The 11,773-nt window shown below is 66.1% G+C and carries 9 protein-coding genes; 3 read left to right on the forward strand and 6 right to left on the reverse strand.

Annotation, left to right across the window (positions count from 1 at the left end; genetic code table 11):
* Positions 1-9: 9 nt before the first annotated feature.
* The 4 genes from ACZK33_RS09055 to ACZK33_RS09070 form a co-directional block, all read right to left on the reverse strand.
* Positions 10-1,116: a YdcF family protein gene (locus tag ACZK33_RS09055; protein WP_423175339.1), complete on the reverse strand. Its 1,107-nt coding sequence runs from the start codon at positions 1,114-1,116 to the stop codon at positions 10-12.
* Positions 1,116-3,611 carry a TonB-dependent receptor gene (locus ACZK33_RS09060; RefSeq protein ID WP_423175340.1) on the reverse strand — a complete coding sequence of 832 codons (2,496 nt, stop codon included), beginning with the start codon at positions 3,609-3,611 and terminating at the stop codon, positions 1,116-1,118. The genes ACZK33_RS09055 and ACZK33_RS09060 overlap by 1 nt, the downstream gene beginning before the upstream one ends.
* An 86-nt stretch (positions 3,612-3,697) precedes the next feature.
* Entirely contained in the window at positions 3,698-4,855 is a 1,158-nt protein-coding gene (locus ACZK33_RS09065) for an ROK family protein (protein WP_132809792.1), read from the reverse strand.
* Positions 4,852-6,081, reverse strand: a complete 1,230-nt coding sequence (locus ACZK33_RS09070; RefSeq protein ID WP_423175341.1) for an MFS transporter — start codon at positions 6,079-6,081, stop codon at positions 4,852-4,854. The genes ACZK33_RS09065 and ACZK33_RS09070 overlap by 4 nt, the downstream gene beginning before the upstream one ends.
* 188 nt (positions 6,082-6,269) lie before the next feature.
* On the opposite strand from ACZK33_RS09070, the gene ACZK33_RS09075 reads away from it, so the two are divergent.
* Positions 6,270-6,752 carry a LuxR family transcriptional regulator gene (locus tag ACZK33_RS09075; RefSeq protein ID WP_423175342.1) on the forward strand — a complete coding sequence of 161 codons (483 nt, stop codon included), beginning with the start codon at positions 6,270-6,272 and terminating at the stop codon, positions 6,750-6,752.
* A 51-nt stretch (positions 6,753-6,803) separates the two neighbouring features.
* Here the strand turns inward: ACZK33_RS09075 and aceE are convergent, their stop codons facing one another.
* On the reverse strand, positions 6,804-9,476 hold the full coding sequence (aceE, locus tag ACZK33_RS09080) for a pyruvate dehydrogenase (acetyl-transferring), homodimeric type (RefSeq protein WP_423175343.1): 2,673 nt from the start codon (positions 9,474-9,476) through the stop codon (positions 6,804-6,806).
* Between the two features lie 244 nt (positions 9,477-9,720).
* Positions 9,721-10,020 (reverse strand): hypothetical protein, encoded by a 300-nt coding sequence (locus tag ACZK33_RS09085; protein ID WP_049400445.1) that lies wholly within the window; start codon positions 10,018-10,020, stop codon positions 9,721-9,723.
* A gap of 138 nt (positions 10,021-10,158) precedes the next feature.
* Here ACZK33_RS09085 and ACZK33_RS09090 point away from each other — a divergent pair, with 138 nt between their 5' ends.
* Positions 10,159-10,674, forward strand: a complete 516-nt coding sequence (locus ACZK33_RS09090) for an RNA polymerase sigma factor (protein ID WP_423175344.1) — start codon at positions 10,159-10,161, stop codon at positions 10,672-10,674.
* Positions 10,671-11,693 (forward strand): FecR family protein, encoded by a 1,023-nt coding sequence (locus ACZK33_RS09095; protein WP_423175345.1) that lies wholly within the window; start codon positions 10,671-10,673, stop codon positions 11,691-11,693. The genes ACZK33_RS09090 and ACZK33_RS09095 overlap by 4 nt, the downstream gene beginning before the upstream one ends.
* Positions 11,694-11,773: the final 80 nt, after the last annotated feature.

The following is an 11,773-nucleotide window of genomic DNA, read 5'->3' on the forward strand; positions in this document are numbered from 1 at the left end:
TGGCGAGGTTCAGGGATCCAGTGGATCCATCGGGTCGATGCGAAGTGATTCGGGCGCTGGCACGAAGGTGATCGCGTACGGTGAAATGCGTGAACCGACCTTGCCTGGAACGTAGCCCAGCTCACGGCGGTTGCGCTCGCTGAAGCCGCTGCTGGCGACCGAATCGATATGCGATGGGCTGCTGACCACCAGTGCCGATTGTCGTGGCGGTGCCGGCAGGGCCGCCAGCAATCGCGCTGCGTTGCGCAGGTTGGTGGTGGTGTGGCGGGCATACGGCTCGATGATGATCGCCTCTGCGGGAATGCCGAAGCGCGCGATCAGCGCTTCGCGCATCTGCACCGCTTCGACGCTGCGGGTGCCGCGCGGATGCACGGCGCCGCCGGAAACGATGATGAAGGGCGCATCACCTGCGTCGTAGCGCTGCGCAGCCGCCTTCAGGCGCAGCTTGCTGCCGGCGCTGAGCGGGGTGGTCAGCTCGTCTGGGCCTTGGCCCAGCACGATGATCGCTGTGTATGGATGCGCGGTCCAATCGAGCTGCCGCGCGCGCGCGAATGGCGCGGCGTTCAGTCCCGCGTTGATGGGCTCGAAGCGGATCGCATCGAGGCGGTCATTGGCATCAAGCAGGCCCACCGCCACGGCGATGCTGCGATCGAAGGCGGTGTAGGCCGCGCCGGCGTCCACTTCGCTCATCTGCATGGCAATGGCAACATCGCCGGCCAGTCGCGTGCTGCCCGCCGCACCGACCGGGCCGTCGATGGCGTCGTAGTGGGGCGGCTGGCCGTGGCCATAGACGGAGAGAATGTTGTTGAGGCCCGCCAGCTCTCTTTCGATGGCATCGGCGCGCGCCGGAACCGTGGTGGCCAGCAGATCGGCCTGCGCCGGCGTCCAGCGCGCGGCCTCGAGTGTGCAGGCCGCCGTCCGGCAGGCCGCCAGCTGCTGCATGCGTTCGGCCAGGGCGGCGCGCGCAGGGGCGGGCAGTGCGTCGTGCTTCAGCTGCACGAGGGTTGGAAACAAGCGCCCGACCAGTGCCGCGCTGTCACGGTCGTCAGCGGCCGCTGCAAGCGGCAGCACAGCCGTGGCCAGCAGGGCGAGGGACAAGCTCAATCGTCGGTGCATCACCAGCTCCTGCTGACCATCAGGCGGACGTTGCGGCCGAACAGCGGCCGCCCATAGATTGCCTCGGCCGAACCCTGGCCAGCCAGTGCATCGGTGCGGGTGTTGCCCTCGGTGAGCCCCTTTTCATTGGTCAGGTTGTCGCCCACCAGCTGTGCGCCCCAGTTGCCGCGCTTCCATGAAACGCCCAGACCCAGGGTCTGGTAGGCAGGCAACGCGGTCTGGTTGAACAGATCGACATAGGACTTGCCGACCACGTCATAGCGCAGCCAGGTCTCGAACTGGTCCTGGCCGTGCTGGAAACTGAAAGTCGGTCGCAGGTTGCCGTAGAGCTTGGGTTCGCGAACGATCTGCTTGCCGTTGACCGCCGCCGGATCGGCACCGGAATCGTTCTGCAGGCTGTCGTACTGCGGATCGCTGACCGTGATCGAACCGGCGATGCTGAACCAGTCCAGCGGCCGGAACAGGCCATCCAGTTCGATGCCCTTGGAGACGGCGGTACCGATGAAGGGCACCGACTGGTCATTGCGGCCGGTCGTCGGATTGAAGGCAACGAAGGACGCGTTGAGTGGATCGAACTGGGTGTAGAACGCGGTCAGGTAGAGATAGGACCGGCCGAACCCGGCCTTCAAGCCCAGCTCGTACTGGTCCAGCTGGGTCTGCACGATGGTGGGGTCGATCGAGCGCGCCACCGACGAATTGGGAACGATCTCCATATGCGACACGCGGGCATAGGCGCCTAAGGTGGCAGTGAAATCGTAGTTGGCACCGACCGTCCAGTTGGTGGCGGTCGGGTTCAGGCGATGGTTCTGGACGACGCCGGTGAACCGGCGCGTGGTGTTGTCGGCCAGTGTGTTGCGGTCGCCGAGGTCGACCTGGGCGGTCTGCTCGGCATAGCCCTCGTAGCGGTAGCGCTCATGGCGGATGCCGGCATCAAGCTTGAAGCGGTCCGTCAGTGCCCAGGTGTCATTGGCGTAGACCGCGAACATGCGGGCATCGACCTTGCCGCGATTGAGGGTGGTGGTGTAACGCAGCGTGCCCTTGTCGGTGACATAGCCCAGTGGAGCGCCATCGTTACCGTAGGCCACCAGATCCAGCAGGCGTGGCTTGCCGCGCATCTCCATCAGCATGTCCTGGTACAGGCTGAAGGACGTGGTGCCGAAGAAGGCGGTGTACGCGCCGATGTTCAGATCGTGGCTGCCCCAGGCCGTTTCAAACAGCCGCGTCGCACTGAAATCGGCCTGACCGGAGTAGAAGTCCGAATCAGCAGCACGGTACTGGGCCGAGATCACCAGGCCGGAGTCGGCGTAGGGATCGTAGGCAGTGGCGCTGTTGCTACCGGCCAGCGCGTAGCCCATCCGCGCGACACCGGCACCGAAGGCGGTACGGGCCGCGCCCAGATAGCCGTTGGCGAAGCTGCGTGCGTCGACCGGATTGGTGGTCGAGTACAGCGCGTCGAAGGTATTGCGGCCCTTGGTGTAGCCGGATTTCAGCGACAGGGTCCAGTCGGTGGCGGTGTTCTCGTACTGGAAGCCGATGTTGCCGAAGCGCATGTGGCGGCCATCGGCCAGATCGCGGTTCATGCCCTGCAGGACACCGCCGCCATCGAGGTACTTCAGGTTGACACTGCGCAGCGAGGGCGAGTTCAGGGTGCCGTCGAAGTAGTCGATGTAGGGATCCAGCGGGACGCTGGGATTGCGAGGGTCGGCGACCGGGATCGGCAGGTAGAACGTATTGTGGTCGTCAACGAAGGTTCCGCTGACCTTGAACCAGCTGGTGTCGTCGAAGTAGTGCTTGATGTTGCCGCGGATCTGGCCGCCCTTGTCGTTCGGGAAGCCGTTGTCGCGGTAGCCATCGTGCTGGCGCAGGAAGCCACCGACGGCGTAGAACGTGTCCTTGCCGAGCGCGCCCGACTGGTACATCTCGCCGCGGTACAGCCCGGTATCGCCGATGGTCAGCTGCGCCTTGCCGTGGGTCTCTTCCGAGCCCTCGGCCAGGATGTTGTTGACGATGGCGCCGCCGCTGCTGGCATAGATCGGCGCCGGGCCCCCACGTACGATCTCTACCCGCTGGTTCATCACATCGAACCGGTTCATGCCGTCGCCGGAATTGAAGAAGTGACCATCCAGCTCCTGGTAGAGCGCCAGGCCATCCTGCTGGAAGGCGATGAAGCCACGATCGGTGGGAATGCCGCGCAGCCGGGTGATGTTCTGCACCTCGCCGCCGGTGGCCTCGACATGGATGCCGGGAACCGAGCCGAGCAGGTCGGCGTAGCTTTTCGGTGCGAGTCTCTGCACGTCTTCGCGGCTGAGTGAATTGACCGCGAAGGACGCATCGAAGCGACGCTGGGTGCGTGCCGCACCGGTGACCACCACCGCATCCAGCGTTGCAGCGTCGGCACTGTCCTTGTTCTGGACAGGGGCGTCCTGCGCAGACGCACTGCCGTGCAGGGTGATCAGGGCCAGGGAGATGCCCAGGACCAGAGGGCTGATGTTCATCGGAGGGCGGCCATGCAGGAAAGGGGGACCGCTGCACGGTAGGTCCGGGCGATGACGGAATTGTTTACTTCGGCGGAAATAAACAATTAAGCGGCGGCATCGGCACCCAGCTGATGGATCGGCAGCAGGGCCGCGCCCACCGATACCGCGGATCCTCCCAACCGTGACACATGCACCTGTGGCAGGCGCAGACTGTCCAGCGCACTGCTCCAGCGTGCCGGTTGCTGCAGGTGTTGCCCCAATACTTCCAGCACCTGCCTCGGCAGTGAGCCGGACAGGATCAGGGCGCCAGGATCGAGCCATGCCACACCGGTATTGGCCGCCACGCCCAGCTGGTTGCCTGCACGTTCTGCCCAGGCATTGATGATGCCGGCATGGGTTTCCAGGCAGGACTCAAGTTCGAACAGTGAAGGAATGCCGGCGCCGGCGTCGCGCAACGTGGCCAGCAGGTCGATGCCCGAGGGACGCGGTGCGTCCATGCGGAACAGGCGACCGATATCCCCGGCATTGCCGAACTCACCGCGCATCACATCACGTCGATGGATCACGCCACCGCCCACGCCGTGGCCGACATACAGCAACAGCGCCGACGCGCAGTCGCGGATCAGTCCGCTGTCGTAGTATTCCGCCAGTGCCGCCAGGGTTGCATCGTTCTCCACCCAGACCGGGAAGCCGAAGTAGTCTTCGAAGAACTGGTCGTTGTCGATATCGCGCCAGCCATGCAGCCAGTCCACCGCGTGCCGGCGTGCCGGACCGGTTTCGACCACGGGCCCGGGAACCGCCACGCCGAGGCCCAGGAAGCGCGCGCGCATGAGCCCGGTGCGGCTGGTGAGGCTGCGCAGGCGCTGGTCCACCGCGTGCACGAAGTCGTAAGGATCTGCGCTGTCGAATGCGGTTGCATCGCGGGCGATGACCTGGCCGGCAAAATCCACCAGCGCGATCTCCAGCCAACCGGGGTGCACCGTGGCACCGGCGGCATAGCCACCCCGCCCGGACAGTGCCAGTGGCACCGATGGACGCCCCCGTTGGCCATCGGACAGTTGTCCCTGTTCCTCGATCACCTCCAGCATCAACAGTTCACGCGCCAGGCGGGTCAATGCACCGTTGTGCATGCCCAGCTGGTGGGCAATGGTGATGCGGGGAACAGCGCCCATCGTGCGCAACAGCCAGATGATGCGCTTGTGGTCGGCATCCAGCGCGATCAGCGGTTTGCGGCGCAGCCGCGATGTAGGAGCCAGGTTCATGGGTGCAGGCCCTCGGTATGCGGAAGCGCGACCGGCCAGGCCAATGCGGCCAGCGACAGCAGACTGCCGACGGCAACCAGCGAGACCAGTACGGCAGAGGTGCCCGGATCACCGGCCTGTATGCCGGGCAGCAGCTGGCCCAGCAGCAATGAGGAGGCGGCAATGGACAGTTTCATGGTTCCAGTGAGCAGCGCAAAACAGCTAAGGTCATCCTCGCGCCCGCTGCGGGCGGCATGGCGACGGGCGATCAGCGCGGTGCGCCGCCACAGCACCAGGCCGACACTGGCTACCGCCGCCCCATGGACAGCGGCACACGCAATCGCTACAGGCAGGGAGGGCTTGGCCTGGTAAACGCAGACGGCAGCGATGACCAGCACCGACATCAGCGCGATCAGGCCTGTCTCGCTGCACAGCGGGGGGCGCAGGCGCAGATGGAGCCAAGGCGCGACCACCATGCCCGCGACCATGGCGAAGGTCAGCGCTGCGCCCTGGTCGGCAAAGGGAAACAGACGCCCGGCCAGGCCCACCAGCGCCGTCTCTACCGCTGCAGCCAGCAGAACCGGCAGCAGTGCCGGCAGCGGCAGGGCGCCGGCAACGGGCCTGCTGGTTGTGGCGGGCTGTGCGGGCGTGGCGACGCAGGCCAGGGGAAGCGCGGCGGCCGCGATCAGGATGCCGATGATCATGCAGATCAGCAGCGCGTTGCCACCGCCTGCAGATTCAGGTGCACCGACCACGCCGAACAGTGCTGCAGCGATGCACAGCTTGGAGATCGGTACCACTACCGCGCGAGCGGAAACGTAGCGCATGGCCTCGTTCTCGTCGCGGGGCAACAGCGAAGTCAATGCATTCTGGGCCACGTCGTAAACCGCGTAGCAGGTACGGAACAAGAGCGAGGCGGCCAGCAGCGGCAGGAAGGCGGGCTCGGTCGCGGTGCTCGGACTGAACAGCAGGCAGGCGCTGGCGGCGGTGCCGAGCCCGCCGATCAACTGCAGGCGCAAGGCGAGGCGACGCTGGTCGTGCAGGCGGGTGAACACGGCGGCCAGCAGCAGGTCGAGCACGCTGCTGTAGGCCAGGGAGATCGCCAGCAGTTGGCCGGTGTGGGCAGCCGACAGCCCCAGCCGCGCGTGCAGGTAGTAGCCGAGTGCCAGGTCCACGAACGACCAGACCAGAGTGCGGGCGAAGTGGCCGGCGGCATAGAGCTGCCGCAGCGATGGCTGCGCGTTCAACGCTGTTTTGGGGGAGGAGGCCGGAGATCCGGGATCGTTCTACTACCCCTGTGTGACAGCGGCCTGACATGGTGCGAGGTCGGCCATTCAGCGAGTGGCTTGCAGCGCACGCCGTGGGCGAGCAGCATTGACCGTGCTGCGCCCCGCAACGCCTCACGCAGAGCCTTCTTCGCCGAATGGAGCAACGTATGAAGCTGTTGTCCGCTGTGTTGTTGTCTGCGCTTTCACTTCCTGCCGTTCCGGCGCTGGCAGTGGAGGCGTCTCCTTCACCGCTGTTGGGGCGCTGGTCGCTGGATATCGCCACGTCCGCGCTACCCGAAGCGCAGCGCCCGAAGCACGTGGTGCTGGAGTTCAAGGACGCCGGTGCGGGGCGTTGGAGTTCACATGTGGACATCGTCCTGCACGATGGCAAGACCATGAAATCCGACGGCACGCTGGCGCTGGATGGTACGCCGGGCGCCCTGTCCGGCACCTATGGCGCGGACAAGGCCAACCTGAAACTGCCGGCGCCGAACACCCTGGTGATGCAGCTGGTGGACCACGGCACGCCGGCCTCCACCCGTATCTATACCGTGGCGGCTGACCGCTCGACGATGACCGAGACCAAGGCGTTCTACAGCCACGATGGTACGCCGATCCTGCAGACCAATCTGTTCAAGCGGATGCATTAGCGTTGCCACCGGCACCACGCCCGCAGAACGGGCGTGGTGAATGCTGCAGCATTACACCGCGGCCGGGTCGCGCTTGCCGGTGTCGATGCCGTACTTGTCGATGGCGTCCTGCATCCGCGCGCGCTCGATGCGGCCTTCGTCGGCCAGCGACTTCAGGGCGGCCAGCACGATGAAGTGGCGATCCACTTCGAAGAACGTGCGCAGCGACTCACGCGTGTCGGAGCGGCCGAAGCCATCGGTACCGAGCGCGGTGAAGCGGCGGTCGTTGATGAAGGGACGGATCTGGTCGCCGACGATCTTCATGTAGTCGGTGGCCACCACCACCGGGCCTTCATGGCCCTGCAGGCACTGCTGCAGGTAGGGCACGCGGGGCTCCTCGGCCGGATGCAGCAGGTTCCAGCGCTCGGCGGCCAGGCCATCGCGGCGCAGTTCGGTCAGGCTGGTCGCGCTCCACACATCGCTGGCGATGCCGAAGTCCTGCTGCAGCAGTTCTGCCGCGGCTTCCACTTCGCGCAGGATCGAACCGCTGCCCATCAGCTGCACGCGTGGCTGCGAGTCGCTGTCGGCGGCCGCCGGGTGCAGCAGGTACAGGCCCTTCAGGATGCCGGCCTCGGCGCCCTCGGGCAGCGCCGGCTGCGGATAGTTCTCGTTGAGTACGGTGATGTAGTAGTAGATGTCTTCCTGCTCGACGTACATGCGGCGCAGGCCGTCGTGGATGATCACCGCCAGCTCGTAGTTGTAGGTCGGGTCGTAGGATACGCAGCTCGGGATGACCGACGACAGCACGTGGCTGTGGCCGTCGTCATGCTGCAGGCCTTCGCCCATCAGCGTGGTGCGGCCGGAGGTGGCACCCAGCAGGAATCCACGGGTGCGCGCATCGGCGGCGGCCCAGGCCAGGTCACCGACGCGCTGCAGGCCGAACATCGAGTAGAAGATGTAGAACGGGATCGTCGCCAGGCCGTGGTTGCTGTAGGCGGTGCCGGCGGCGATCCACGAGCAGATCGCGCCGGATTCATTGATGCCTTCCTGCAGGATCTGGCCGTCCTTGGCTTCCTTGTAGTAGCTCAGCTGGCCGGCATCCTGCGGGGTATACAGCTGGCCGAGGTACGAATGGATGCCGATCTGGCGGAACAGGCCTTCCATGCCGAAGGTTCGCGATTCATCGGGCACGATCGGTATGACCAGCTTGCCCAGCTCCGGGTCCTTCAGCAGGCTGGTGAGAATGCGCACGAAGCCCATGGTGGTGGACTGTCCGCGATCGCCGCTGCCCTGCAGCTGGGTGTTGAAGATCGACAGCGGCGGCAGCGGCAGCGGATCGACCTTGGCTAGGCGCGCGGGTAGTTGCCCGCCCTGGATGCGGCGGCGCTCGGCGAAGTAGATGGCTTCGGCGCTGCCCGGTTCCGGGCGCAGATAGGGCATCTCCTCCAGCTGGTCGTCGCTGACCGGCAGGTTGAAACGGTCGCGGAAGGCGCGCACCGCGTCGGCGCTCATCTTCTTCAGCTGGTGGTTGATGTTCTGGCCTTCACCGGCTTCACCCATGCCGAAACCCTTGACCGTCTTGGCCAGGATCACGGTGGGCCGGCCGCTGGTGTTCACTGCCTGCTGGTAGGCGGCGTACACCTTCTGCGGATCATGGCCACCACGCGCCAGCGCCCAGATGTCGTCGTCGCTCATGTGCGCGACCAGCTCCAGCAGCTCGGGGTAACGACCGAAGAAGTGCTCGCGCACGTAGGCACCGTTCTGCGACTTGAAGGTCTGGTAGTCGCCGTCCACGCATTCCATCATGCGCTGGCGCAGCAGGCCGCTGTGGTCGCGGGCCAGCAGGTCGTCCCAGCCGCTGCCCCAGATCAGCTTGATCACGTTCCAGCCAGCGGCGCGGAAGGTGCCTTCCAGTTCCTGGATGACCTTGGCGTTGCCACGCACCGGACCGTCCAGGCGCTGCAGGTTGCAGTTCACCACGAACACGATGTTGTCCAGCCGCTCGCGGCCGGCCAGCGAGATCGCCGCCAGCGATTCGGGCTGGTCCATCTCGCCGTCGCCGAGGAAGGCCCAGACTTTGCGGCCCTGGTGTTCTTTCAGGCCGCGGTATTCCAGGTAACGCATGTAGCGCGCCTGGTAGGCGGCGGTCAGCGGGCCCAGCCCCATCGACACGGTGGGGAACTGCCAGAACTCCGGCATCAATCGCGGGTGTGGATACGAGGACAGGCCTTCGCGCCCGGCTTCACGGCGGAAGTTGTCCATGCGCGCCGGATCGATGCGGCCTTCCACGTACGCGCGGCCATAGATGCCCGGCGCGGAGTGGCCCTGGATGTAGATCATGTCGCCGTCGAAGGTGTCGGTACGGCCACGGAAGAAATGATCGAAGCCCACGTCGTACAGTACTGCCGCCGACTGGTAGGTGGCGATGTGGCCACCGACGTTGGAATGCTTGCCGGCACGCAGCACCATCACCATCGCGTTCCAGCGGATCATCGCGTTCAGGCGGCGCTCGATGGCCAGATCACCCGGGTAGGCCGGCTGGCGCTCGGGCGGGATGGTGTTGACGTAGGCGGTCCAGGCACGGGTATGCAGGTCACCGTGCTGCTGTGCATCCAGCTCGCTGAGCTGGTCGATCAGGTAGTGCGCGCGCGGCCGGCCACCGGTCTGCATCACCGCTTCCAGTGATTCACGCCACTCGCGGGTTTCCAGCGGATCGGTATCGAAGGGAATGAGCGCTTGGTTCATGACTGTCTCCAGAGGGCGCCGGTCGGACTTCTGCCTGGGCGACAACACCGGCAGGGCGCACAGCACTGGAGCGGGGTCGCAACGGCGGGGCCGTGACGCGAAGGGCGACCGTGGCGGCCGCCGAGAAGACAAGCGTAGGCCTGGCCCCCCGGCTTCGATAGGCGGGCAGGGCTTGGGTCTCTGGCAAGCAAGGGTTGGCACGGTGCGCCGTATCATGGCCGGGCGCGCCGGGTGCGGCCGCTGATCAGGCCGGGGACAGGCCCGGGAAGAACATCGGGATGACCGCCACACCAACCCCCAGCAGGCACCAGGCCACGATCGGCAGCCAGCCTGAGAGCTGCTGGCAGCGTTCCGGCAAGCGGCGCCCTCCGATCCACAGCAGCAGGGTGAGCAGGCCCAGCGCGTAGGCGAGGGCGATGACCACCGGATGCACGTGGACGACACGGCTGGGCGGCCACATCTGCTGCTGGTAGGCGGTGGTGTGGGCGACCAGCAGCAGGAACAGCAGGCTGCTGAGGGTGTTGATGGCGGTGCGGGCGTTCATTGCGGGGCACTCCTTGTGCCGGCTGCCGGAAACTGCAGAGGCGGCATTCTAGCGGCTGCCTGCCGGCAGTTGAAACGCCACTGTCATCGATGGCCGTCACCCTGCGGGGCTTTCCAGCCTTGGGGTGGTTGGCCGGCCGTGAACAGCGTGAGGATCTGGGAGAAAAGCTATGCGCTGCGGCGGCGGCTGCTGCGCGGCTTCTTCCTGCGCCGTGGTTCTGCCAGCGAAGATGCCGAGGATCTGGCGCAGGAGGTTTATCTGCGGCTGCTGCGCAGCACCGGTGAGCATGCCGACGCGGTCGAGAACCCGGAAGCCTACCTGTTCACCGTGGCGGCCAACCTGGCGCGTGAGCACGCGCGCGCGCGTTCGTCGCTGCCGCCGCTGGAGGACGTCGACCTTCTGGCCGAAGTGCTGAAGAGCGAAGAAGACGTCGAAGGCGAATTCGAGCGCGCGCAGCGCTGGAACGATATCCGCACCACCATCGCACGGCTGCCGGCCACCACGCGGCGGGTGATGGAGCTGCATTACCGCGACGGGCTGGACTGCCCGGTAATCAGCCAACAGTTGCAGGTGTCGGTGCACATGGTGCGCAAGCATATCGGCAAGGGGCTGGAAGCCTGCAGGAAGGCGCTGGGCGCCAGGGAGCTCACATGAAACGGAATCCATCGGGTGCGGCCGACGACGTGATCGCCAGCGAGGCCATGGACTGGTTCCAGCGCAATCGCGAGGGCGTGGTGGGCGAGGCGGAGCGGGTTGCGTTGCTGGACTGGATGAAGCGCTCGCCGGAGCATGTGCGCGCCTATATGCACGCGCTCGCACTGCACCGGCAGATTGGTGAGGCGCTGCAATCGGCATTGGCTGAAGAGGCCTCGGTGCCGCCACAGGAGGCCGCTGCCAAGGTCGTGCCGCTGTTCGGACACGCACAGGCCCCGCTGCGCAGTGCGCCGCACAGCCGTCGCACGCGTTGGTGGGGGGCGGCTGCCGCAGCCTGTATCGCCCTGCTCGGCGTGGGCCTGGTACCGCAGCTGATGCCCATCGAGCAGCTGTACAGCGCCGACCATGGTGAACTGCGTGACCTGGTGCTGCCCGACCAGACCCGGGTGCGGCTGAACGCGGACAGCCGCCTGCGGGTGCGCATGGGCGGGTTCAGCCGCAAGGCGGAACTGCTGCAGGGCGAGGCGACGTTCGACATCGCACGCGATCGGCGCCCGTTCGAAGTGCAGGTGAACGGGTTGCAGATCCGCGATATCGGCACGGTGTTCGATGTGTCGCGACGGCTGCAGGGCACCCGCATCGGTGTGGTTTCCGGCGAGGTGGAAGTGTGGAGCCAGGGTGCGGATGCGCGGCGTCTTGCACAGCTGGGCAAAGGCCAGGTGGTGCAGGTCGACGCGCGCAGCCATGCCGTGGAGTCGTTGGATGTGCCGCTGTCGATGCTGCTGGACTGGCAGCAACGCAAGGTCTCTTTCCTGGACGAGCGGCTGGATGAGGTGGCCGCCGCCTTCAACCGCCATAACCAGGTGCAGGTGCGGGTGCTGGATGAAGGTGCGGCGTCGGCGCGGTTGTCCGGCAGCCTGGACGCGCATCGCATCGGTGCGCTGCAGGCCTTCCTCGAGCGCGACCCGCGCTTCGTGGTGCGGCGAGAAGGCGACACCGTGCGGGTTGGCAGTCGCTGAGGTCAACATGGCCGTGGGTTGTCAGAAAAAATTCATCAAATCCGCGTTCTCCACTTCGGTGGATGCGGGCTCTTACTTGG

Source organism: Stenotrophomonas sp. 86156_Sma (assembly GCF_056481625.1).

Bases quoted from the DNA above. Each gene is read 5' to 3' on its own strand.
- ACZK33_RS09060 (WP_423175340.1), bottom strand. From the start codon at position 3,611: ATGAACATCAGCCCTCTGGTCCTGGGCATCTCCCTGGCCCTGATCACC.
- ACZK33_RS09095 (WP_423175345.1), top strand. From the start codon at position 10,671: ATGAAACGGAATCCATCGGGTGCGGCCGACGACGTGATCGCCAGCGAG.
- ACZK33_RS09085 (WP_049400445.1), bottom strand. From the start codon at position 10,020: ATGAACGCCCGCACCGCCATCAACACCCTCAGCAGCCTGCTGTTCCTG.
- ACZK33_RS09055 (WP_423175339.1), bottom strand. From the start codon at position 1,116: ATGCACCGACGATTGAGCTTGTCCCTCGCCCTGCTGGCCACGGCTGTG.
- ACZK33_RS09065 (WP_132809792.1), bottom strand. From the start codon at position 4,855: ATGAACCTGGCTCCTACATCGCGGCTGCGCCGCAAACCGCTGATCGCG.
- aceE (WP_423175343.1), bottom strand. From the start codon at position 9,476: ATGAACCAAGCGCTCATTCCCTTCGATACCGATCCGCTGGAAACCCGC.
- ACZK33_RS09075 (WP_423175342.1), top strand. From the start codon at position 6,270: ATGAAGCTGTTGTCCGCTGTGTTGTTGTCTGCGCTTTCACTTCCTGCC.